The sequence below is a fragment of the Sodalinema sp. genome, assembly GCF_046483825.1.
Lineage (GTDB): Bacteria > Cyanobacteriota > Cyanobacteriia > Cyanobacteriales > Geitlerinemataceae > Sodalinema.
Genome location: NZ_JAWOCL010000255.1, coordinates 1 through 23,323 on the forward strand (window position 1 = coordinate 1; position 23,323 = coordinate 23,323).

The 23,323-nt window shown below is 53.8% G+C and carries 18 protein-coding genes, 1 tRNA gene and 1 pseudogene; 10 read left to right on the forward strand and 10 right to left on the reverse strand.

Annotated features, from left to right (window positions below; translation table 11 throughout):
* From R6U67_RS16165 to R6U67_RS16175, 3 genes and pseudogenes are all read left to right on the forward strand, one after another.
* Positions 1-230: pseudogene (locus R6U67_RS16165) on the forward strand (hypothetical protein); the annotation flags it as partial.
* A gap of 140 nt (positions 231-370) precedes the next feature.
* Positions 371-1,090, forward strand: coding sequence for an aldehyde ferredoxin oxidoreductase N-terminal domain-containing protein (locus R6U67_RS16170; protein ID WP_410253503.1), 720 nt, complete (start codon positions 371-373; stop codon positions 1,088-1,090).
* 127 nt (positions 1,091-1,217) lie between these two features.
* The gene (locus R6U67_RS16175) at positions 1,218-2,825 is read left to right on the forward strand and encodes a tetratricopeptide repeat protein (RefSeq protein WP_410253504.1); all 1,608 of its coding nucleotides are present in this window, start codon (positions 1,218-1,220) and stop codon (positions 2,823-2,825) included.
* On the opposite strand, the gene R6U67_RS16180 is transcribed toward R6U67_RS16175, so the two are convergent.
* Positions 2,822-5,140: a putative PEP-binding protein gene (locus tag R6U67_RS16180; RefSeq protein WP_410253505.1), complete on the reverse strand. Its 2,319-nt coding sequence runs from the start codon at positions 5,138-5,140 to the stop codon at positions 2,822-2,824. The two genes, R6U67_RS16175 and R6U67_RS16180, sit on opposite strands and share 4 nt — an antisense overlap.
* Before the next feature lie 272 nt (positions 5,141-5,412).
* On the opposite strand from R6U67_RS16180, the gene R6U67_RS16185 reads away from it, so the two are divergent.
* On the forward strand, positions 5,413-6,252 hold the full coding sequence (locus R6U67_RS16185) for a DUF4114 domain-containing protein (RefSeq protein WP_410253506.1): 840 nt from the start codon (positions 5,413-5,415) through the stop codon (positions 6,250-6,252).
* Between the two features lie 149 nt (positions 6,253-6,401).
* Entirely contained in the window at positions 6,402-7,100 is a 699-nt protein-coding gene (locus R6U67_RS16190; protein WP_410253507.1) for a ComF family protein, read from the forward strand.
* Between the two features lie 3 nt (positions 7,101-7,103).
* Here the strand turns inward: R6U67_RS16190 and R6U67_RS16195 are convergent, their stop codons facing one another.
* The gene (locus tag R6U67_RS16195) at positions 7,104-8,561 is read right to left on the reverse strand and encodes a phosphoglucomutase/phosphomannomutase family protein (protein ID WP_410253508.1); all 1,458 of its coding nucleotides are present in this window, start codon (positions 8,559-8,561) and stop codon (positions 7,104-7,106) included.
* Between the two features lie 315 nt (positions 8,562-8,876).
* Here R6U67_RS16195 and R6U67_RS16200 point away from each other — a divergent pair, with 315 nt between their 5' ends.
* The 4 genes from R6U67_RS16200 (at position 8,877) to R6U67_RS16215 (ending at position 14,055) form a co-directional block, all read left to right on the forward strand.
* Positions 8,877-11,459, forward strand: coding sequence for a hypothetical protein (locus R6U67_RS16200; RefSeq protein ID WP_410253509.1), 2,583 nt, complete (start codon positions 8,877-8,879; stop codon positions 11,457-11,459).
* Positions 11,460-11,589: 130 nt separating this feature from the next.
* Positions 11,590-12,009 carry a response regulator gene (locus R6U67_RS16205; RefSeq protein WP_410253510.1) on the forward strand — a complete coding sequence of 140 codons (420 nt, stop codon included), beginning with the start codon at positions 11,590-11,592 and terminating at the stop codon, positions 12,007-12,009.
* Positions 12,010-12,053: 44 nt separating this feature from the next.
* Entirely contained in the window at positions 12,054-13,817 is a 1,764-nt protein-coding gene (locus R6U67_RS16210) for an ABC transporter ATP-binding protein (protein ID WP_410253511.1), read from the forward strand.
* Positions 13,818-13,983: 166 nt separating this feature from the next.
* Positions 13,984-14,055: transfer RNA gene (locus R6U67_RS16215), tRNA-Gly, on the forward strand.
* A gap of 79 nt (positions 14,056-14,134) precedes the next feature.
* Here R6U67_RS16215 and R6U67_RS16220 read toward each other — a convergent pair.
* The gene (locus R6U67_RS16220; protein ID WP_410253512.1) at positions 14,135-14,653 is read right to left on the reverse strand and encodes a hypothetical protein; all 519 of its coding nucleotides are present in this window, start codon (positions 14,651-14,653) and stop codon (positions 14,135-14,137) included.
* A 152-nt stretch (positions 14,654-14,805) separates the two neighbouring features.
* On the opposite strand from R6U67_RS16220, the gene R6U67_RS16225 reads away from it, so the two are divergent.
* The gene (locus R6U67_RS16225; RefSeq protein WP_410253513.1) at positions 14,806-15,315 is read left to right on the forward strand and encodes a DUF4112 domain-containing protein; all 510 of its coding nucleotides are present in this window, start codon (positions 14,806-14,808) and stop codon (positions 15,313-15,315) included.
* 86 nt (positions 15,316-15,401) lie between these two features.
* Here the strand turns inward: R6U67_RS16225 and R6U67_RS16230 are convergent, their stop codons facing one another.
* From R6U67_RS16230 to R6U67_RS16260, 7 genes are all read right to left on the reverse strand, one after another.
* Positions 15,402-15,782, reverse strand: coding sequence for a helix-turn-helix domain-containing protein (locus R6U67_RS16230; protein ID WP_410253514.1), 381 nt, complete (start codon positions 15,780-15,782; stop codon positions 15,402-15,404).
* Positions 15,783-16,052: 270 nt separating this feature from the next.
* The gene (locus R6U67_RS16235) at positions 16,053-17,438 is read right to left on the reverse strand and encodes an amidohydrolase family protein (RefSeq protein ID WP_410253515.1); all 1,386 of its coding nucleotides are present in this window, start codon (positions 17,436-17,438) and stop codon (positions 16,053-16,055) included.
* A 240-nt stretch (positions 17,439-17,678) separates the two neighbouring features.
* A complete protein-coding gene (locus tag R6U67_RS16240) occupies positions 17,679-17,993 on the reverse strand; it encodes an Mpo1-like protein (protein ID WP_410253516.1) in 315 nt (104 codons plus the stop codon).
* A 126-nt stretch (positions 17,994-18,119) separates the two neighbouring features.
* A complete protein-coding gene (locus R6U67_RS16245) occupies positions 18,120-18,605 on the reverse strand; it encodes a sterol desaturase family protein (RefSeq protein ID WP_410253520.1) in 486 nt (161 codons plus the stop codon).
* Between the two features lie 185 nt (positions 18,606-18,790).
* Entirely contained in the window at positions 18,791-20,101 is a 1,311-nt protein-coding gene (locus R6U67_RS16250; RefSeq protein WP_410253517.1) for a CHAT domain-containing protein, read from the reverse strand.
* A gap of 49 nt (positions 20,102-20,150) precedes the next feature.
* Positions 20,151-21,731: an NAD(P)H-hydrate dehydratase gene (locus R6U67_RS16255; protein ID WP_410253518.1), complete on the reverse strand. Its 1,581-nt coding sequence runs from the start codon at positions 21,729-21,731 to the stop codon at positions 20,151-20,153.
* 55 nt (positions 21,732-21,786) lie between these two features.
* Positions 21,787-23,022, reverse strand: coding sequence for a response regulator (locus R6U67_RS16260; RefSeq protein WP_410253519.1), 1,236 nt, complete (start codon positions 23,020-23,022; stop codon positions 21,787-21,789).
* Positions 23,023-23,323: the final 301 nt, after the last annotated feature.

Below are 23,323 nucleotides of genomic sequence, written 5' to 3' on the forward strand. Positions count from 1 at the left end.
TAACCGAAACCCTGGTGCGCATCAACTATCTTCAGCCTGAGAACCCGGATCACTGGATGGACCGGTTCCGGCGATTTTTCTCCCGCCTGCCCCTGCGCGCCGGGGAGGTCAGCCTGATCCGGGGCGTCTGCCGCCAGATCAACTGGTATGCGGGCAAATGCTACAAAGACGGACAAAACGGCAAGCCCCCGGACCCGGCCCTTGGCCTTGACAATTCCGACGAGTGCTAAACCCTGGCCTTTGGATTTGCAACCCGGCCATCTGCATGAAATTCTTGACATCTTCCGGATTTCCCATAAAAATAGAAAATGAAATCAATTCTGCCTTTTACCGATCCCTTAACCAGCCCGCATCATAAGGAGGTGTTCACATGGACAAAATTCTCCGCATCCAGATGGGTCCGGACCATCCCCCCAAAGCTGTAACAGAACCCATCGGCGATTACGCCGGCTTTGGCGGCCGGGGCATGACATCGACGGTGGTGGCCAAGGAGGTCCCGCCCCTGTGCCATCCCCTGGGAGCCGAAAACAAACTGGTCATTGCTCCGGGGCTGCTCAGCGGAAGCGCTGCCGCCATGTCCGGCCGAATTTCCGTGGGCTGTAAAAGCCCGCTGACCGGCGGCATCAAGGAGGCCAACTCCGGCGGCCAGGCTGCCCAGGTGCTGGGCCGGCTCGGGTATGCGGCCATTGTCCTGGAAGGAAAACCCGCAGAGGACAAACTCTGTTATGTGGGGATTACCCGCGCCCAAGAACAACTGTTTCTCTCCCACGCCCTCAGTCGTCGTCTCTGGGGACAAGTTCAAACCGCCGCCCCATCTCAGTTTTTGGGGGAACTCCCCCGCGAGTTCATTAAAGGGAATACCCAGCCGCGAAACCGCGTCGCCGCCAAGGGTAAGGGGTACGCCGCCTCTAATCGAGCGCAACTGACGCAAGACTGGAAGGTGGGCGATCGCGTCGTTCATGACCACTTTGGCATGGGGGAAGTCTCGATGATCTTCGGCAACGCCCCCAAACTCTCCCTAGCGGTGAAGTTTGCCCGGGCCGGTCAGAAAATCATTGATCCTAAACATGAGCCGATGCAACGACTGTGATGATTCATGATCAACCGTAGGATCAACCCTCGTCAACAACCCGAGGGGCATTTCCCCAAGATGGGGCGATCGCCGGTTCCAATCCCCATTAAAATCAGAAGGTTAGACGAGACGAGATAGAGAACCCATGCTGAGGCGGATCGTACAGGGGATCATTAACTTTTTCCGAGGTTTATTTGGCGCAACCGCCCCCCAGGAATCAGTCACACCGTCCCCGTCGTCATTGAGCGACACGGAATACGAATACTACTTCCTACAACTGCTCGATGGCGTGAGTCAAGGTTGGAGTGGGGTTAAAGTGGAGCGTTTCTTCGAGGTGTTGAGCGATCGCGCCAGCGATGAACAGTGGATTGCTTGGTTGCACCGCTTTGGCAACGCTCGCTTACTCGACGATCGCCCCCAAGGGGAACTCGGCCAAAAACTCGTGGCCCTGAGTCAAAGCAGTTCACGACATATCGCCACCCTCGCCGGCGAAATTGGGCGCAAACTCTGCGATCAGGCCAATGTATCAACCACCGCCCCGGCTACCCCAGAACCGGCCCCAGAACCCGAACCCGAACCCGAATCGGAGACGGAGACGGAGACGGAGACTCAAGCCGAGACAGAAGCCGACGCCGCCAATCAGGAGGCTGAAGCCAAACGCTGGATGCAACTCGGCATCGAACAACTCAATCAAGACAATAACGAAGCCGCCTTGCTGGCCTTCGATCGCGTCCTCCTGGCCGATCCCGAGAATCTACAAGCTCTCATTTATCGCGGTGATGCCCTCGCCGAACTCAAACGCTTCCGGGAGGCCCTGGCCGTCTATCAGCAAGCCGTGGAACTCAACCCCAACTCCGCCGAAGCCTGGAGTCATCTCGGCGATCTGCAACATGAAATGAAACGGCCTCAAGCCGCCTTAGAGAGTTGGGATAAAGCCCTGGCCATCAATCCCCAAGATATCCAAACCTGGATTCACCGAGGTGTCGCCTTGGGGTTACAACTCAAACGTTGGGATGAAGCCCTCGCCACCTGGGATAAAGCCTTAGAACTCGATCGCCACGACTCGGATATTTGGTTTCGCCGGGGTGTCGCCTTAGCCAGTTTAGAACGCTGGCAAGAGGCCATTGAGAGTTGGGATACCGCCTTAGAACTGAATCCCTATTTCCGAGATGCTTGGATCAATAAAGGGGTGGCCCTACAGAAGTTAGGCCGGTATGAAGAAGCGATCGAGGCCAATAATCGGGCTTTGGGCTTAGATCGCGCCCAAGAACAGCCAGCGGTGGCGTCAGGGGATCTCAAGGCCTCGGTGGTTGAACCTGATGCCAATCGCCCTCGTGATGCCGCCAGTGACGCGCAAGAAGCTGAACAGCTTTATCAGAAAGCCCAAGAACAGGCTCAGGGGCAAAATTATCATGCTGCATTGCGGTTTCTTGAACGAGCCTTAGCCCTCAATCCCGACGATGCCCGTCTCTGGCGAGAACGAAGTTTGAATTATCAGGCTCTCGAAGAGTTTGAGGAGGTGGTGACGGCCTGCGATCGCCTCCTGGAACTCGATGGCGAGGATCTGCAAGGCTATCGGCTACGAGCCAATGCTCTGCAACAGCTTCATCGCTGGGAGGAGGCCAATCAGACCTGGGATATCATTGTCGAACGTCAGCCCGATGATCGCCAAGCCTGGATGAACAAGGGCATCGTGTTGCAAAAATTAGGCCGCTACACCGAAGCCATTGAGGCCAACAAACGAGCCATCTAGTCCAGTTGCGGCAAGCCTCCTGGGGCTGGCTTTCCTTGCCAAAACCCGTCCAGGAGTAACCGTTGTTCGGCCTGCGCGATGGCCCGAATCTGATTCTCTAAATTGTCGGGACTGAGGCAGACTCCGGTGACACCGCAGCGGATAAATGCTTCTAGGGCGCGATCGCCAGAGGCTGGGGCCAGGGAATCAGCACAGATGGTACAGGGAATGTTGAGACGACGGGCGCTGAGGGCTAAACGGGCGATCGCCTCTAAAACCGCCGGATGAGTGACCTCGAAATGGGCGGCCACTTGGGGATCGTCGCGATCGAAACCCAGAATCAATTGACTCAAATCATGGCTACCGATAGCAATTCCCTGCACCCCAGCCTCGACATACTCATCAAGTAACACCGCGACTGAGGGAACTTCGGCCATTAACCAACATTGAAACCCCGGAGATTCGTCTAAGCCTCGTTCATGAATCCGGGTTTGAGCGGCCTTAAACTCCTCCAGGGAGCGGACAAAGGGCAAAATCAAACGCAGGTTGTCATATCCGGCCTGCTGGACTTGGGCTAGGGCGGTGAGTTCGTCTTCAAAGTGACGAGCATCCTGGGTATAGGCCAGGGTTCCCCGTAAGCCGAGGGCTTGTCCGGGCCGTCCTCCATCCTGGCTGCGATAGTACACCGGGCGGGGCGCGAAGGCTTCGGCGATCGCCCTTAAGCCCTCACTCAAGTGGTGCAGCCGCTCTGGGGGCGGGTATTGACTCAGGGAGAGGCTTTGGGCCAGCAGTTCTGAGCGGATTAAGCCCACGCCATCGACGGGAAGTTGCGCCAGGGAGGAAGCAAGCTGAGGTTGACTGAAGGAGAGAAACAGCTCGGTTCCATGAACACGAAGGGTTGGAGACATTGGGGTGCGTGAAGAGGCCCGGATGGGAGAAGATACCGGCAAATTGGGGGCTGGGTTGAGATAGACTTGGCCGCGATCGCCGTCGAGATAAATCGCCTGTCCCGTTTCGACCTGCTGGGTCAGATTGGCGACTCCCATAACGGCCGGAATGCCCAATTCCCGCGCCCAAATGGCGCCGTGGCTAGTGCGACTACCGCTTTCGCTGATGAGTCCGACGAGATGCTGGCAGGGTGGGGCATCTTGCGGCTCAAACTGGGGAACGACCAAAATTTGCTGGTTGGGTGGGGCCTGGCCCGTCTTGTCTTGAATATCTAGATCTGACAGCCGACAGACTACACCATAGACTTGACCACTCGAAGCCGCGATTCCCTGGAATTGGCTGGGCTGACTGGGGCGATTGCCTGTCGGCTGGGTCAGAGTTGGGATCGTGAGACTGGGGGAACCTTGGGGATAATATTGGCTAATGTACCAGGTTGGGGTGGCGTCTGGGTGCTGCTGAGTTAAGACCCATTCGAGATCGGCGCGATCGCCCTCTGGGTCTAGGTGCTGATTATCTAAGTGCTGATAGAAGTGTTGGGCGTGATGACGGAGTTGTCGCAATAGGTTGGGTTTGAGAACGGGTCCCTGGGGGCGATCGCTACCGACGGCGACCACTTGAATCTCCCCTGAGTCGGGACAGAGGTGATAGTAGCAGAGGGGCGTTCCGGGGTGATGCTGACGGATTTGGCCACTGTCGGCCTCAATTTGGTAGCGTTCTGGAGCGATGCAGCCATTCCAGAGGCTTTGAGGTAAGCCCCGAGTGGCAATGATCTCGATCGCATCCCGACGCAGGTTGAGAAATCCTGAGACGAGAGTGGGCCGTAGGGGTTGGATGAGAATCGCTAAATAAATCTGTTCTAGGGGAATCTTGGCCCGTTGCCAATAGAGGAGACAGCGGGCGCGGAACAGTTCGGCCCAGGCTTGTTTGAGGGTTTGACTGAGGCTGGCGCGATCGCTGGAACTGACGTGACTTTCTAACAGGGCCGCGATCGCCAGGGGATCGTGGTCTGGCCCGAGGGCTTCGATATGTAAGGACGGATGAAAGATTAGCTGAGTCGCATCGAGGGGATCAATAGCGTGACTGAGGTCAGCGGCGATGGCCTCGGGAAGTTCTACATTCAGCAGGGCCTGACGGATCTGTTGGGCGATGGCCTGGAGTTGTCGGGAATCATCGGTTTGCAGATGCAGGGTGCTGTGGGAGAGTTCGGCAAATAGGGGATCGCGCCAGGGGGTGGTCTCCCATACCTCTCGCAGCAGTTGCGCCGACACCACCACTCCCGGCAAAATCGGCTCGGGTTGGGCGGCTAATTGACTCAGGTAATAGGCCCGATCGCCCAGCCAGGGCCGGGGGACTCCCTCGGAAGCGGTGAGTTGAAAAACGTCTGCCACGGAATTTTGAAGTTTTGCGATCGCTCTCCCGTCGATTGTAACGCCCTCGTCATCTTGTCCGGCAGAAACCCCATAAATTCGTCAATCCGTAGGACTACTGAGGTTCCCGGAAGGACCCCATCTTCACACATTCGATACAAAACCCTTAAAATTACGGCTCTTCTTTAAAGCCTTCGTAAAGATTTCAGTATAAACCCCCAAAGCCTTGACGGATTATTTATAGTGATACCCAGAGGCACTTAAGTATAAACACGCAAATAAAGGAACTGATCATGAAAACGACGACTCAACTCACCCAAAGAACCCTGACCTTGACCGCAGGCGCTGCGATCGCCCTCGGCGGACTCGTCATCGGTGCTAACCCCGCCTCGGCACAACTCGGAACCCCTGCCGGTATTAGCAGTGATAGCGATGACAACTACCCCGGTCCCGGTTCCGGTTGTTTCATCGACAATGACTGCACTCTGCAAGGGTCATTAGACTATTTGACGGTTGGCGGTGACTTCTTTGATGTCAACGCCGCTGAAACGGGTTACGAATACTTCACCAATACAGCGACGGGAAGTTCGATCTCGCAATTCATGTTTGAAATTGCTGGCTTCGCCTCAGAGAATACCTTTGGTATTTTTAACCAATCGGGTTTGAAACTGGAAATTTTTAACGGATCAGATACCTCCAAAGATGTAAGTATGGTGTCTTTCTTCAACGGTGGCACCGTCACCAGTGTTACCCAAGGACATCCAGACAACGGAGGAGGCATCGCTCTGCAGACCGTTGAGAACTTTGGAAATGTCTTCGGCTTCTATATCACCAGTCCCCAGGGAACCTTCTACTCCGATGACAGTAAGAATCCCAATGGCATTCGTCATTCTGCCATCTATCAAGGCGATGGAAGCTTTGATATGGATCTTCCCGGCAAGCAACCTGGACTCTTCACCGATAATGAGTTTATCGTTGCCTTTGAGGATAAATATCAAGGCAGCGACTGGGACTACAATGATTTGGTGGTTATGGTTGAGTCAGTTGAACCTGTTCCTGAACCCTCTCTCCTCTTGGGTTTAGGTGCCATGGCCGGTTCTCTCTTCGCCACCCGCAAACGCAAACGCAGCTAGTTTGTTGTTCTTCAGTTTGAGTCAGGGCATCTCTATTAGACCGCTGAATCATAATGCTGAATCATGAGTCCTTTTGGCGGCAGTTCCCGAAGAACTGCCGCCAGTTTTTTAAGTGATATAATCCCTAAGTTGGCAAAAGTTTTGACCTGGTGCGTTTACTCGATTCCCTTCTCAACCTGGTTTTACGTCCCAACTGTCCCCTGTGCGATCGCCCCCTGGAGGGACAAGAACTCTGTGTCGCCTGTCAACGTCGCCTCGACGACTGTCGCCAGCGTCATCCTTGTGGCCAGTGGCGGGGAGATTTGCCCCTATTTGCCTGGGGAACCTATAGCGGAACCCTCAAACGGGCGATCGCGGCCCTTAAATATGAGAATAACCCCCAACTGGCGCGGCCCCTGGGCCATCGAATCGCCGAAGCCTGGCAACAGTCCCCCAGTTTGCCTCAATCCCTCATTGTCGTTCCCATCCCCATGCACCCGGATAAACAGCGACAACGGGGCTTTAATCAAGCCGAACGTCTGGCGCGGTATTTTTGTGATTTAACCGGCTTTCCCTTAGCCGCTAAGGGGCTAAAACGAGTTAAAAACACCCAAGCCCTATTCCAGTTAACCCCTCAACAGCGTCAACAGACCTTGCAGAATGCGATCGCCCTGGGGCCAGCCTTTCAACGTCGTCCACCCCGACAGCCTGTTCTCCTCTTCGACGACATTCACACCACCGGCAGCACAACCCAAGAAGCCTTGGCAGTTCTGAAACAGTCTCAGATTGCTGTCGCCGGCGTGGCGGTGTTGGCGAAAACCCAGGGGCGATCGCCGGGGAAAACTCCCCGAACCCCCAGGCGAACCTAAAGCCTAGGCCATCGAGGCTTCAACCCCTTTCGCCCAATCTCTGGCCCAATGCAGGGTTTGACGCACCTCGGAGGCACTCGGTCCTTCACAATAAAGCCGTAACACCGGTTCTGTGCCACTAAAGCGCACCAATAGCCAACTGGCATCGGCGAGACGGAACTTATAGCCATCGGTGGTTTGGCAACTCTCCACGGCTTTCTGCGCGATGGTGGCCGGCGGACGCTGTTCTAACTCATCGACGAGGGCCTGACGCACCGCCATACTGGCTAGGGGCAAATCAATCCGGTCATACATCGAGACAAACTCGACTTTCTCCTGTAAGTCCCGATACAGCAAGCCGAGGCCCTTACCCGACTGCACCACCGCCTCTAGGACATACAACGCCGACAACAGCGCATCTCGTTCGGGAATATGGGTGTTATAGCCAATTCCCCCGGATTCCTCGCCACCGAGGAGGACATCCTGGGAGAGCATGATATCGGCGATATATTTAAAGCCAATGGGGGTTTCTAGCAGGGGTAAGTTATAAAGTTGGGCCAAGCGCGGGATTAAGTCTGAACCACTCACCGTTTTGACAATTTGCCCCGAGAGTCCCTTTCGTTGCGCCAAATGTTCCATCAAAATGGGGATCAGCACCTGGGAACTGAGGAAATTGCCTTCACTGTCGACGGCGGCAATGCGATCGCCGTCGCCATCAAAGACGATGCCAACGGCTAATCCCTGACTATGGAGACGATGGTCTTTAATGGCCTCAAACAACCCGGCCAGGTTCTTCGGGAGCGGTTCCGGCGCGCCTCCGCCAAAGAGGGGATCGCGATCGCTGTTGAGTTCCTCAATCGGCGCCTCTAAAATCTTGGCTAATCCCCCCGCCGCTGAGCCGTGCATGACATCGGCAAACACCGTTAATTGGCCCGACTCAAGTACCTGACGAATCGCCTCGATATCCACCTTGGTGCGTAAATCCGCGCAAAACTCCGTCCAGGGATCGAAGTGGGTTAAGGTTCCCGGCGTCTCGGCCGTGACTGGGTTTCCGGCCTTGAGTTGAGCCTCAATTTCCTGGGTAATTTCCGGGGGAACCGAGCCGCCAAAGCCTCCTTTGACTTTTAAGCCTAAATAGCGAGCCGGATTATGGCTGGCCGTCATCACAATGGCCCCCAACGCGCCGCGATGATGGGCCGCCCAACTGAAGGCCGGCGTGGAGGCGTAGGACTCCGATAACAGCACATCAAACCCCGCTGCGACGAGGCAATCCGCCGCGAGTTGGGCGAAATCCTCGGCCATAAAACGACGGTCATAGCCCACCACCACTGTACGCGATCGCGCCGTCGGGCCATAATGACGGTCTAACACCGCCGCCGCCACGGGAGCCACCTGGGCCACCCGCTCGAAGGTAAAATCAGCGGCGATGGTTCCGCGCCAACCATCGGTACCAAAGTGGATCGGATTAAGGTGAAACGGCATAGAAGTCGGATGAGACACGGCTAAAAATTCCCCCAGTCAGACAACGAACATAGTACAAACAAGCCAAAATTTAAATCTATCAAAGTCTCTGCCCGGCCAATCGGTTAATATCTCCGTCAAGGGACGTTTAAAACCCAACATGACCCAGAAGCGGCTAGAATTTGATGGCGGCGATCGGCAACCCAACAGCAATGTAGCACGTCGTGTTAACGTGTTAGGGTTCCCCGCCCCGGATCTCTGTGCTTTGTCTGTCAACCCATCAAGACAAGCAAGGCAATCGACCTGTGGGAAACCAAGTGTGAGAGAGTATTTGACATGGTTGGACTGAATGTTGCCTTAGAGCAAGAGGATAGCCTGTTTAGCGGCACCGAAGCGGACGATACGATTGTCGGGAGCGCGGGGAACGGGACCATTTTTGGCTTAGCCGGGAACGATATTCTAGCGGGAGGCCCCGGTGAGGATGTCTTATTCGGCAATGAGGGGAATGACAGTCTCTTTGGAGGCAAGGACAACGATACTCTCTTTGGGGGGGCGGGTAATGATTATCTGTCCGGAGATGACGGCGATGATGTCATTTTCGGAGAATCGGGACAGAATACCCTCGTCGGAGCTCAAGGCAATGATTCCCTGGTTGGGGGAACCGGTGATGATATTATCCGTGGCATTGAGGGCAATGACACCATCGTTGGTACAGGCGGCAATAATGTCCTCGCCGGTGGCCCTGGTGAAGATATCATCGTCGGCGGTCTTGGCAACGATACCATCTTGGGCGGTTTGGAAAATGACCTAATCCGAGGGGCTGATGGCAATGATTTAATCTACGGACAACAGGGCGATAACATTCTGGCGGGAAATCGTGGTGATGATACCCTCATCGGTGATGATGGCAACGACACAATGTTTGGCGGTCGCGGTAGTGATGTCATCGTGGGTGGCCCCGGCAATGATTACCTGTCGGGGGATGATGGCAATGATACGATTTTTGGCAATGCCGGTGACGATACCATCGCCGGTGTATCCGGGGCGAATGTGATCTATGCCGGTCGTGGCAATGACTTGGTGACCGGCGGCGAGGGCCGCAATACCATCTTTGGCGATGATGGGGATGATACCCTGTTTGGCAATTCCGATGACGACACCATCGCTGGCGGCGATGGTAGCGACATTGTCCGAGGGGGACAGGGGGATGATTTTCTCTTTGGGAATCAGGGCGATGATACCCTGTTTGGCGATCGCGGCAATGATTTCCTCGCTGGCGGCCAGGGGAATGATTACCTCGTCGGTAGTCAGGGAAATAACACCCTTCATGGGGGCCGGGGGGCCGATAATTTTGTCCTGATTGATAAACCGGGGTTAGATATCATTTTGGACTTTAATAGTGCCGAAGAAGATCGCCTACTCCTGGGAGGACTTCTCACCTTCGAGGATATCGATATCAATCAGGGAACTGGCCTTAACGTCAATGATGCGGTGATTACTCGTCGCGACTCAGACTCGGTGATTGCTATTCTGCCTGGTGTTCCGGTCGCCAATCTCACCGAGGGCGTGTTTGCCCCCGATTTTGCTGATTTACCGAACTTTGATGATATTGAGGATGACCCAGGCGGCGGCGATGATGATGATGAGGAAGAGGAGGCTGATCCCGATGCTAACTTGACGACCACACCACAGCTACGAGGTGCGGAACTCCTGGTGGCCAACAGTGCGGGGGTAATTGGCCAGGTGGCGGCTGAAGAGGCTGAAGGGTTCAGCATTGTTGGGGTCGAAACCGACGAGGGTGAGACGCTCGAAGATGCCATCACCATTGAGAGTGACGGGACGATTACCCTCACCAGTGGCGGGGTGAGTGCCTTTGATGATAACAGCACCTATTTAGATATCAGCATCGAAACGGATGCCGGAAATTCCGGGACGGTTCGGGTCTATGGTCGGATTGTCGATGCTTTGGATGATGAGGAAATTGGCAATAATGATGATGTGAGTGTGGGCAATGGTCAAGATACCATTCGCATTGCTCCCGGAACCTATAGCGAGGCCCTCAATCTATCGGAGTCGGTCACGTTACTCGGGGCTAATGCTGGGACGGCTGGCGAGGAGAGTCGTAGTGATGAATCGGAAATTACCGCCACCGTTGAAGTGAATGCGAATGGTGTCACCTTGGATGGCTTCAGCTTTAGTGAAGGTGTCGATGCAGACAACACCGGTAACAATCTACGCATCGTTAATAATGTCTTTGAAGAGGTGGGACTGTCGGTGCGTCCTGATGAACGCCGGACTGGGGTCAGGATTGCTGATAATCAGTTCAATAACATCGAAGGGGTTGGCATTAGTTTGAGTACCTTGAGTGATGCTACGGTGACGGGAAATGTGGTGGATGCCGTTGGGACTGAAGCCGAGAGTGACGCGATCGTGGCGGATTTACTCATTGGTAGCACCCTCTCGGATAATACCCTCAATGTTGCGGCTGAGGGAGGATCGGGAATTCAACTCTCAGGAACTGAGGATGAGGGGAATCCTCTGGAGGATATCACGGTCTCAGGGAATACCATTAATGGAGAGTCGGGCGCGGGCCGAGGACGAACGGATGGGGGAATTACCTTGCGGACGGGTAATTTCCAAAACTTACTGATTCAGGAAAATACGGTTAGCGGCTTTAGTGCTGATAATATGACCGGGTCGTTATTGATCAGCGCCGGGACGCAAATTCCGGATCCGGATCAGGTGCGGCTGTTGGATAATGTGTTGGCGGCCGAGTCTCCGGGTTTCTCGGTTTATGTGGCGGCGACAACGGCCGATGTCCCCAGTTTACAGGTGGGTGATAACTTCTCGGAGGCGGAAACGGATTTGGTGGCGGCCAATGTCGCAGCGGTGGAAAACACTGAGTTTCTGTTCAGTTAGGTGGGTTGCTCGATGGGGCTAAGTCTTCAACGTTGGTGTTCAAATTCATGGTCTTGGGGCAGGCTTATTCCTCCAGGCCGACTAAGCAATTGGTGTACAGTAGGAGTTGTCTTTTTAAGCTGTGGTTGTTTTGACTCCTTCCCCAATGATGGATGATACCTTTAGCCAGCAACACCCGTTACGCATACTTTTGGCGGAAGATAATCTCGTCAATCAAAAGGTGCTGTTACGGTTGTTGAAACGGTTGGGATATGAGGCCGATGTGGCGAATAATGGCCTCGAAGCGGTTGAAGCGGTCCGTCAAACAGCTTACGATGTGATTCTGATGGATATTCAGATGCCCAAGATGGATGGGATTAAGGCCACCGAATGTATTTTTGCGGAATGGTCCCCGCCACAACGGCCTCAGGTGATTGCGGTGACGGCGAATGTGTTACCCGAGTATGAGGAGGCTTGTGAGGCGGTGGGAATGGTGGGGTTTGTGACGAAACCGGTGAGTTTGAAGACGATCGCCGAGGCCTTGAGGGACTGTGATGTGACGCAACGATAAGATCCCCTAAAATCAAGGGGATGTTTTTTGGTTTGATACCTCTTTTGAGCTTATCTTCTCCATCGCCGTCTTCATCGCCGTCGAGTTACCGGCTGTTGTTGCCTTATTTGTCGCCTCATCGCTCTGTGATTGTGGCAGCGATCGCCTGTACGTTGGGATTTACGCTGTTTTGGCCCCTTCTCGGCTGGCTGGCGGGACGGATTGCTGAATATATCGGTGAGGGGGATGTGGGGGCGATCGCACAATTGGCGGCCTGGAGTGCGGTCATTTTTGTGGTTCGAGGGGCGGTTCAATATGGACAGGATGCGTTGATGGCCCGGGCGGCGTTTGCGACGGCGTTTGATTTACGCTGTCAAACCTACGCTCATTTGCAACGGTTGAGTCTGGATTATTTTGCCACGGCCAAAACCGGGGATCTCTCCTATCGCCTCACGGAAGATATCGATCGCATCGGTGAGGTGGTGAACAAGGTCTTTCATCAGTTCCTCCCCAGTGTTTTGCAACTGTTGGTGGTTCTCGGCTATATGGTATGGCTGAATTGGCAGTTGACGCTGGCGACGTTTCTGATTGCCCCGATTATGGCTGGGTTGATTGCTGGTTTTGGCGATCGCCTCTTGAAAGTCTCCCGTCGCAGTCAAACCCAAATCTCGAATTTGGCGGCCTTATTGACGGAATTGTTCGCCGGGATGCGTTTAGTTCAGGGATTCGCCGCTGAAGACTACGCCAATCATCGCTTTTCTCAAGCGGCGGATCTCAACCGTCGCACCAAATACATCGCCGAACAACTCAAGGCACTCCAGTTTGTGGTGGTGGGGTTCCTCGAAGCCATGAGTGTGCTGTTGTTGTTCTACTTGGGGGCCTGGCAAATCTCCGAGGGACATCTCACGGGTGGCGGCTTTGTCAGTTATATTGCGGCGGTGGCCATGTTGATTGATCCGATCTCTCTCGTGACCAGTAATTACAACGAGTTTAAGCAGGGAGAAGCGTCGGTCGATCGCGTGTTTGAGTTACTGCATCTTCAGCCGTCGGTCCGGGAGTCCCCCGAGGCGATCGCCCTGCCGCCGGTGACGGGCAAGATTGAGTTTTCTCAGGTGTCGTTTGCCTATGGTTCGCCGGATACTCCGTCTCCCGTCTGGGTGTTAGAGACGTTGAATCTGCTGATTCTCCCTGGGGAAACCATCGCCCTGGTGGGGGCGTCTGGGGCTGGCAAATCAACGCTCATCAATCTCATTCCCCGCTTCTATCAGCCTCAACAGGGTCAAATTCTCCTCGATGGGGTGGATGTGGCCCAGGTGACGCTCAAGAGTTTACGCCGACAAATTGGCATTGTGCCACAGGATACGGTTTTGTTTGCGGGAACCGTGGCCCAAAATATCGCTTTTGGCCGGGAGGAGTTCGATCTCGAAGAGGTGATTGAGGCGGGGAAGGTGGCCAACGCCCATGAGTTTATTTCCCAACTCCCCGATGGTTATTTTACTCTCTTGGGGGAACGGGGCGTCACCCTATCTGGGGGACAACGGCAACGGTTGGCGATCGCGCGGGCAGTCCTCCTCGATCCGAGTATCCTGATTTTAGATGAGGCCACCTCAGCCCTGGATTCGGAATCAGAAGCTCTGGTGCAAGAGGCCTTAGAACGGATTACCGGCGATCGTACGGTTCTGATTATCGCGCACCGCCTGGCCACGGTCCGCCGCGCCGATCGCATTTTGGTCATGGAACGCGGACAACTGATTGAGTCGGGAACCCACTCCGAACTCCTGGCCGCCGATGGACGCTACGCTCAGTTTTACGCCCAACAGTTCCATTGAGGTTCCCGTGAGGGCTGAAACGGGTGGAGAATCAGGGGCTTCTACTCCCTCGTCACCGGCCATCTCAGAAAATTTCCAAAAATTTCAAAAAAAATTGCCTTAAGGGGTTGACATCCCCTGACAATTTTGCCATGATAGTAAACACGCAAACGCAAGTGAGCGTTCTGCGGGTGTAGCTCAGTGGTAGAGCGTCACCTTGCCAAGGTGAATGTCGCGCGTTCGAATCGCGTCACCCGCTTTTAACCCGCTTCTAAAATTACTTCCCCCAGCCAATCGGTTTGGGGGACATTTTTTGGCCGTCCTGACCCAGTCGGCGGCTAACGGCTGAGAAACTGACTGGCGAGACTAATGGCGTTACTAATGTTGATTCCGCCATCGCCAGAGAGGAAGTCCATCAGAACTGGGTTGTCGCCTGCTTGGGGATCTTGGTTAGGATTTCCCGATTTGAGGAGATTTAAGACCAGAGGTACAAAGATAGGCAATAGCGCCTGAATTTGGTTGGGATTCGCCCCCGTTTTTTGGCTGGCTTCAGAAACCACCTCTTGCTGCTGTTGGGGCGAGAGTAGGGCTTGTACGGCTTCGAGACTCGATTGAGTTCCGCCAAACTGTTCAATTAGGGTTTGGACGGTTCCGGTTCCCTCGCGATCGGATTTCGATTTAAGGCTAGACTGAACTTGTTTACCGACAAGAGACAGCAGAACCTGGCTGGTGTTGGTATTGAGTCCCTCACGACCGCCACTCTCCTGAAGGGTGCTAATAATCCCGCCAATTTGTCCCACGTTCGCCTGTAAGTTGGGATCGTTGAGGGCGCTGGAGATTTTTTCAAAAATAGACATGGATGTTTGAGATTGAGACTTGAGTCTGTTGACCTGTTGATTTTAACTTAGGGGACTCGAAATCTGTGGACAATTCTCCGCCTGTGGCAGACTTGTAGACAAGGCCCAGTCCCTAAGACCTCAACGCCATCTTCCTAGCGTAGCCTCTTGATATGACCAACCCCACCGACTCGAAGCCGAAGCCAGCCTCTCACCCCGAAGGGAGTCAGGTGAATCGCTTACAGCGTCTGAGTTATCTCCTCGATCAGTCGATTCCCATTCCCGGTACAGGGTATCGCATTGGTCTTGATCCGATTTTGGGACTGTTTCCGGCTTGGGGAGATGCGGCTGGTGCTGTGTTGTCAGTCTATATTGTCGTCAATGCGCTTCAGTTGGGGATTTCTAAATCTGTACTGCTGAAGATGCTCTCCAATATCTTGCTAGAAACCCTAGTTGGAGTGGTTCCAGTCCTCGGCGATATTTTTGACGCGACTTGGAAGGCCAATCTACGCAATATGCGGCTGCTGGAGGCTCATTTGGATACTCCCAGTCCCGCGTCTCGTAAACCGGTGAATCCCCTATTGTTGGTGTCGGTGGTGGTCGTTTTGGTGCTCGTCCTTGTGGCGGGGATTGTGTTCAGTCTCTGGCTACTGGGGTGGGCGATCTCTAGCCTCTTGAATTAAGTTGAGAGTGAACAGGGGAGATCGGCCCCCGAACGCCGCTGTTCGAGAGCCTGTTTTTCGAGAGCCTGTTTCGGGTTCACCACGCTCTAGTTTGAATTAGACTTGGACTGTTTCTTCAAAACCCAGAGATTTTTTTCCCGAACGAATCCCAGTTTTTTCAGCCAACGCGAGATGGTTCTCGGACTAATTTCATCGGGCCATAATTCAGCCATTTGTGCTTGGGTTTTATCGGCATTTTCTTCGACAAAGGCGCGAAAATTGTCCAAATCTTTAATCTTATGACTATGACCGGGTGGACGATAGTCTCGGGGGCGAAAATCTCCGGTCTCGGCTTTGCGTTTGAGCCAGAGATGAATGGTATTGCGGCTAATCCCGAAGACTTCACTGACGTCACACTTTTTCATTCCATCGATTTCAATGGCCTTAATTACTTTTTGGCGTAGGTCATAGCTATAATTGTTTGCCATCTTAGCAACCCTCTCTAATAGATTAATGTAATTCCGGTTCAACGTTAAATGGGGACTGTTAAACGGGGACTGTTAAACGGGGACTGTTGAACGGGTGTAGCCCGATTATAGCGGATGTCCTGCTTGATATGGCAATTATCAGAGAAAAACCAGAGAAAAACCCCTCATCGGGTTTAAGACGAGGGGTTTTCGGGATCGGGTTAAGATGATGAGCGCGATCGCAACATCAAACCGAGATCAAAACCAGATCAGAACGATGAAACCGAGTCTCTAGGCGGTCACCGTGGCTTCTTGGACGTTGGTAATGGAGTTGCGGAGGCGATCGCCATACAGGTCTAACGCATTTCCACCGAGGAGGGCCGCGAGGTGGTCGCGATCGTAGTCCGCCACCGTCGCTGCATCGCGGACGCAGTTAGGAAGGACACCATCCCAGTGACCATAGTCGCCGGAGAAACAAGCCACTCGTTTACCCACTTCACCCATGGCTTGGGGAAGATAGGCCGGACCGGGATCGTCAGACTCAAAGGTGACAAAAATTTGTCCCCGTTCAAAGTACTCCATCGGGTCCCGATGACGTAAATCGTAATGTTCGTAGAGGCTGGCGTCGTCGATGTTGCGGGGGTCTTTTTCTTTCGTCCACAACATATCAAACAGGTTTTTCACCTGGCTGAAGATATTGACGCTGTTCCCCCGTTCTTTGATCATCAGTTGGGTGACTTCTTGCAAAGAGGGTTGGTAGGGGTTTTTGGGATCGAAGTCACGAATCCGTTTTTCCCAATGTTCGTGGAAGGAGTGGGAGAGGTCAGGAAGCCAACCGCAACCGCCTTCAACGAAGCCAATCCGCAGGGTGGGGAATTTCTCAAATGCACCGTCAAACACCATCCGCGCCATGGCCATTTGTTGCTGGTTGCGCTGGACGAAAATGTGGTTGAGGACAAAGGTTTCCATATGATCGGCGATTCCACCCACCATGTCGGAACCGGGTCCACCATGTAAGCCGAGGGCGATGTCGAGATCGACGGCGGCTTCTAAGATGGGGTAGAAGTCCGGGTGGCTGATATGTTTGCAGGTGCGGATTTCGGGGAAGGCGTTGGGGGCCGCCGGGTGGGGAATGGGGATGTTGGGAGAGGTGGCCACGCCAACCATACCCAGTTCGTTGACGCAGCGATACATTTCTTTGACCGCTTCATCGACGTCTTGCAGGGGAACGACGCCGATGGGTTTGAGGCGATCGCCCCATTTGCGGCAATCTTCGGCCATGTAGTCGTTGTAGGCTTTGCACAAGGCGACGGCCAGGTCTTTGTCGAAGATGCTGGAGAAGGTGAGGTTAAAGGTTCCGTAAATGACGTGAACGTCAACCCCTTCTTGGTCCATGTCTTGGATGCGGCGGCTGTTAAACAAGGCGCCGAGGGTGGTTTCGGGGTGCAGGGTGCGGAAGCCACCTTTTCCGAAGCCTTCGGGTTTGGGGAAAATCCGGGGTAAGTCGGTGGTTCCGGTGACGGGGTTGTAATCCATCACGCGAGCGCGCTGATCGCCGAGGCGATCGACAATCATACCAATACGGTTACGATAGGCGGGATCGACATAGTCCCGGAAAATCATCGGATTCTCGACTTTGTGTGCGTCGGCATCGATGACTAAAAGTCCGTCGTACATAATGTTGTTCTGTCCAGTGAAAATGGAATAAATGAAAATGAATGCCAGGATTCTAACAAAACCTTTAAGATAGGAGTCGGTTTTGCAAAAAGCCTATCTGAAGATAGCGGATTTTCTGGCAGATAACAAGGTTGCCCCTGTTGGGTCACTTTTGAGCAGCTTAATGGGACGGCTAGAGGGCTGTTTGTGCCATATTTTTAATTGGCACATAATTGGCACATACTATTGCCCCAGCCTCCATTAAACGGGGTTGCGATCGCCTTTCACGAGCAACTGACGAAAGCCAAACCAGCGTTCAAATGACCAGGCAAATGACGCCAAAATGGTAATGCCAGGATACTTAAAAAAGGCGGGGTGATTTTTCTCAAATACGGCATGACCGCCCCAGGCAAAAATTTGACTAATCACCAAAAAGACAATGCTAATTTTGGGATTAAACCATAACAATCCAATAGCAGAAAGGGCTAAAAAGTTGGTGATATGGTGCAACACCTGATTGATGGGATGTTGATGACTCGCCTCAAAATGGGTTTTGGCTTCTTGTAAAATACTCATCAGATATGACTCCTTAAACAGATTAAACGTTTGCTTGAACGTTCGGTTGAAGTTCGGTTGAACGTCGGGTTTCAACTTGAAATGGCGATGGTTAGATGGCGACTACGATACCATCACTAACACCACTTACCACCATTGCAATTCTAAGTAGCCCCGTTGCGGAACTTGGGGATCTTCGTCGGCGAGCCAATCAACTTTTTTATAGGTTCCAAAGACGTAATCCCACCAATCGACGGCTAAGCCAAAGTTGTGATGCCACATCTGATATTTGTGATGGACGTAATGAACCGGCATCGACATCCAGAAACATTTTCTGGGGTTCTCATGTTGTAACTGGTGAGCGTAGGCGGAAAAGAGGGCAAAGGCTAAGGCCCCAATCAGCCAACCCAAGCCGACATTGAGGGAAATGGCGAAGGGTAACAGCATGGCGATCGCCGCACCTTTGACATAATCGCGAAACTCCCAAACAACGCCTTGTCCTTCGTTGCGGCGATGATGATCTCGGTGACGTTCCCCGAAACGAGGAGAATGGTGCATCAGCCGATGAATCCAATACTCAACAAAGCTCGAAAAGATAAATGCTAATATCCCAACGGCGATCGCAGTCCACATACACAACTCCTTTTCCTTGTCAAGTGTTTTGTAAAAAATTACCGGACGGGGGTTCCAAGTCCGTTAATCGCTTAATCGACAATCAGTGAATAACCTTAATCTTGAACCGACGGATGCGGCCTGTCAATGTGCCAGGTCGAGAATTGTCCACCGAAATCCGAGAAACCTCCGTCTAACCCCCAATACTACCAAGGATTTCCGATATTGGTGAACGCTGACCAGTAGTAGGGATGAGAGACATCGAAACGCTCTACATTCTCAGGCAAAGGAGACCCCACTAAGGTTCCTGCCGGTAAATTATCGCTCATCGGTGGGGGCGTAAAGTCCAAATCCCCTCGCAGGGCCGCTAATTGACTACGACGCAGAGCAACCGCCGGATTGGGGGCGGTTTTCAGTTGCTCGTAAAACTCCGTCATCAGTAACAGGGTTCCCACATCACTGACGGCCCAAAGACTGGCTAATACGGTGGGAATCCCCAACTGAACCGCCAATCCCGCAAACCCCAACTCCGCCTGGGTATCGCCCCGAGCCGTCGAACAGGCACTCAAGACTAATAACTCCACTGGAGGACTCGTCCAATCTAACTCCCCCAGGCGATTCAGGGAGACTCGTTGATCCCAGAACGTCAGATAGGAGTTGTCGGCGTCTCCCGGTTGAAACTGAGCATGAGTCGCCAGGTGGACGATACTGTAGTTTCCTTGTTGGCGTTGGTGTTGCAAATTGGCCACCGTAAATCCGTCATTGAGGAAACTGTTGCCCTGCCAGAGTCGTGGCACAATCGAGGCGAGTTCCAGGGGAACAGCGGGTAAGGGGGCAGCATCGGAAAACTGGGAGGCTCCCATGGCTAAGACTTGGGCCGGTTGCAGCGATCGCGGTTCAGCGTCCATCAACAGATAGCCGGGAATCCTCCCTAAACTATAGCGTTCAATCAAAAAGCCCTCACCATCATGAAGGGCGGCCATCGGTAAGGTGCGTAGGCCTTCCCCTAAGGAGAAAATAATCTGTTCAATCCCCTCGGCCTCAAGTTGCTCCTCTAACGGGGCGACGAGCCAATCGTAGAGTTGTTGGGCTACCGTCTTATAGGCGGTGCTGCGACGTCGTCTCGGGTTAATCAGTTCATGTTCAAACTCGCGGGCCTGAGCGAGTAGTTCCTGCTGCGTCACCGGAACCCGAACCTGAACCGCCACCCCGCTTGAGGTGGCTAAAATCAGTTCTAATTCCTCGTCATGGGGAATCGCATAGAGAATGGCTGAGGTTTGACGATTGGCCAGCGATTGTTGGGCCAATATCTCAATCATCTCCTCAAACACCGGAGGGCGATCGCTCAGAGAGCGGCCAAAATACTCGGAATAGTCCTCTTCCCAGCTATTTTCCAGGGTTTGCCAACGTTCAATCAGGGCCTGGGTATCGTCAGCTCTTGGGGGCCAACCGCTCGACGTCAGACTCATCAGCGTCACCAGGGTCAGCGTAGACCGTTGTAGGACTTTAAATATCATGATCTCTTGATGGGTTAATTAAATTTCCCCCTATCCTAGCGAGTCTTATTTAACGTTCACGGCCGAGAACATCGGGAAGAGTTTGAGCCAACGTCGAGGCATCCACCCCCAGGGAACTCCGTTGTTTTTGAGCCTGTAACGCCCCTTGTGCGTGCCACCAGACCGCTGCGGCGACGAGGGATGGGAGGGGATGCTGTTGACGCGCTCCCGTGGCAACTAGCCCCCCGATTAGCCCGGTTAGGACATCTCCTGAGCCACCTCGGGCTAGGGCGGGGGTACTGTGGGGGTTCATGTGAACCTGGCCCTCGGGGGTGGCGATCGCCACTCGCGCTCCTTTAAGCACTAAGATGGCCCCGGACTGTTTGGCGGCCTGTTGGGCGGCCTCAGGGGGAGAGGGCTGAGATAGGTTGGGAAAGAGGCGGCGAAATTCTCCGGGATGAGGGGTGAGGATGAGGGGGTGGTTACGCCAAAATGTCGTTTCGGGTTGTCCCTGTTGCCAGTCTGAGGCGGCGGCCAGGAGATTTAGACCATCGGCATCGAGAATGAGGGGAGCGCGATGTTGAAGGCTTTGCTGGAGTAAAGAGGGGCTGTTTTGGGTTAGGCCTGGACCGAGGGCGATCGCATCATAGCGGCTGAGGTCGATGTCTGAGGGAAGTTGGGCGATCGCCCCGTCAGGGGTTTCGGGACAGCTGAGGACTAAGGCTTCGGGAAGTTGGGCATTGAGGAGCGGTTTAAGAGACTCAGGAACCGCGAGAGTCACCATGCCCACGCCACTGGCTCGCGCTCCCAAGGCCGCTAAGATGGCAGCACCGGCATATTGACCTGAACCGGCGATGAGTAACAGATGGCCCTGTTGATATTTATGGGTTGATTGGGCGCGAGGTAGGGGGAGAGCCTGTTTGGCCCAATCTGAGGTGATTCGTTGCCAGGCCGGAGATGGACCTAAAACCGCTTCGATGTCAGCTTGGGGAATATCGAAATCGATGCGTTGGACTTGGCCGACATACTCCAGGGCGCGATCGCAAAGGAGTCCCCGTTTCCAGAGTCCTAAACAAAGGGTCACCTCGGCCCGCAGGGCCACCCCTAACACCTCCCCGGTATCGGTGTGCAGGCCTGAGGGAATATCAATGCTAATACAGGGTTGCGGCTGTTGGTTGAGCCAGGTCACCAGTTGGGCTAAGTCTCCCTCTAGGGGGCGAGTTTGCCCAAAGCCAAATAGGCCATCGAGGATGAGATGGCAGGATTTGAGATCGTCGTAAGTATCAAGGATGGGAATCCCCAGGGATTGGGCATAGTTGAGATGGGCTTGGGTGAGGGATTTGGCTTTGTCTAAGGGGCGATAGAGGCAGATGGGATAGCCCTGTAACCACAATTCTCGGGCTACAACGAGGGCATCGCCGCCATTATGACCGGGGCCAACGAGTACCCCAATCTGAGGCCGGTTGGGGTACTCGTTGGCGGTCTGTTGCAGCCACTGGCTGAGCCATTGGGCGATGCGGCCGGCCACTTTCTCCATGAGGGCGGCCACGGGAAATCCGGCGTCAAAGAGGCGTGTTTCGATCGCGGCCATGTCCGAGGCGTTGACGATGATGCGATCGCGGTTGAACTCGATAGACTTCTCGATAGACATAAGGGCAACATCCTGACTCCTAGCATCAAGATCATCGTACAGTTCATCGTACAGTTCATCCGACAGTTGAGCGATGGCTGTTAAACAATTGCCCGTTGGCCGAGGTCAGGGGCATCGACTGAATATATTTATCGAGGACTTGTAGTACATCCCGCCGTTGGGCCGGTTTAGCGAGAAATTCTGAGGCCCCAGAGATGTTGGCGCGAAGGCGATCGACGGTTCCATCACTGTTGGTTAGGATAACAATGGGGGTGGCCTGAAAAATAGAGGTTTTGCGTAAGAAGCTACAGAAATCACAACCGTGAATCAAGGGCATATTTAGATCTAAAAAAATTAATTCCGGTTGTTGTTTTAATAATAGGGGTAAGTCTTGTAATGGGTTTTGAATAAACATCAATTCAAACCCTTGTGGCTCGATAATCTGGCGCAGATACGCCCCAGCGGTGGCACTGTCGTCAATATAGGCAATGGTACGACGAGGAGGCGCGACGGCGGCGGCCACCATCTGCATTTGTTCGATGGGTGAGGGTAAATCGCCGATATCTCGCAGTTGTAGGGTTCCTTGATTGATAAAATGATGCAGGGTGCGGGTGAGATCACTCAGCGATCGCCGTTGCCGTTGGGCAATGTCCCACAGGGTATATTGTCCGTTAAAAAAGGTCCGGGCCGAGCGGGTGGTTAAGGCGTGTTTAGAATCCCTAGTTTTGCCCGTCCAGAGGGCGGCGTGATCGGGGCTAATGTAGGTTAAGCCCAATCCTTGCCATTGTTGCCATAGCCCCAAAACGGAGTCAAATAAACGCCGAAATTCTTTGGGGGATAAGGCCAGTCGCGATTCATGCTGGGGGGGGTGATGAGAGGGCGTCCATTGACAGGTGATGTCCGTCGGCCGCAGGCTGGTAAAGAGGACTTCAGCGGCGATCGCGGCTAAAATGGCTTTGCCGGTGCTGACTTCGAGGGAACCACTCGATACGGCACGATGGAGAAGTTGATATTCCCATAATCCCTTGGGGATTCCGCCCTGGATGTCGATGCGCCAATGGGGACAGTGACGATTTAAGGCCCGTTGCCAACGACGCACCCGATGGGGGCCGCCTGAGGCAAAGAGAAAGCGGCCGTCGAGAAAGTAGTAATGCCACTGTTCTCCTTGAAGAGTTAAGCTAAGTTTTCCGGTTTTCGTGGCGGTATGGATATCTGTAAACGCCCTAAGGAGGGTGTTTACACCGGGTAAATCGCAGACCATGATGGCAAGGTAGAAGTAATGTCTGGCTTTATTGTAGTGCCGTAGAATCACGAATTCCTATCCGTAAATTCCCCTAGATGATGGGGACGGGATCAGTGATTGTGCGGGGGCAAGATCTTAAGAAAAATAGCCCAGTCGTTCCCTGAAAATTGCCGATAAAACGCGAGAATGGGATTCCCTGTTTCTTAAATCGCCGCGAATGACGGCTGTTGACGGCAAGGTCTGGCCGTTCCCGACGGTTGAGGGTTCAACATTGTTCCGGATGTTCTGGGGAGTTTCCGTCAGGGTATTCTCGGGGCGATCGCGATCGAACTTCGGCTATGCTGGATTGACTGTTGTTTGAGTCACGGCG

Coding starts and splice junctions, on each gene's coding strand:
- R6U67_RS16170 (WP_410253503.1), top strand. CDS start 371: ATGGACAAAATTCTCCGCATCCAGATGGGTCCGGACCATCCCCCCAAA.
- R6U67_RS16175 (WP_410253504.1), top strand. CDS start 1,218: ATGCTGAGGCGGATCGTACAGGGGATCATTAACTTTTTCCGAGGTTTA.
- R6U67_RS16185 (WP_410253506.1), top strand. CDS start 5,413: ATGAAAACGACGACTCAACTCACCCAAAGAACCCTGACCTTGACCGCA.
- R6U67_RS16195 (WP_410253508.1), bottom strand. CDS start 8,561: ATGCCGTTTCACCTTAATCCGATCCACTTTGGTACCGATGGTTGGCGC.
- R6U67_RS16200 (WP_410253509.1), top strand. CDS start 8,877: ATGGTTGGACTGAATGTTGCCTTAGAGCAAGAGGATAGCCTGTTTAGC.
- R6U67_RS16220 (WP_410253512.1), bottom strand. CDS start 14,653: ATGTCTATTTTTGAAAAAATCTCCAGCGCCCTCAACGATCCCAACTTA.
- R6U67_RS16225 (WP_410253513.1), top strand. CDS start 14,806: ATGACCAACCCCACCGACTCGAAGCCGAAGCCAGCCTCTCACCCCGAA.
- R6U67_RS16230 (WP_410253514.1), bottom strand. CDS start 15,782: ATGGCAAACAATTATAGCTATGACCTACGCCAAAAAGTAATTAAGGCC.
- R6U67_RS16235 (WP_410253515.1), bottom strand. CDS start 17,438: ATGTACGACGGACTTTTAGTCATCGATGCCGACGCACACAAAGTCGAG.
- R6U67_RS16240 (WP_410253516.1), bottom strand. CDS start 17,993: ATGAGTATTTTACAAGAAGCCAAAACCCATTTTGAGGCGAGTCATCAA.
- R6U67_RS16245 (WP_410253520.1), bottom strand. CDS start 18,605: ATGTGGACTGCGATCGCCGTTGGGATATTAGCATTTATCTTTTCGAGC.
- R6U67_RS16250 (WP_410253517.1), bottom strand. CDS start 20,101: ATGATATTTAAAGTCCTACAACGGTCTACGCTGACCCTGGTGACGCTG.
- R6U67_RS16255 (WP_410253518.1), bottom strand. CDS start 21,731: ATGTCTATCGAGAAGTCTATCGAGTTCAACCGCGATCGCATCATCGTC.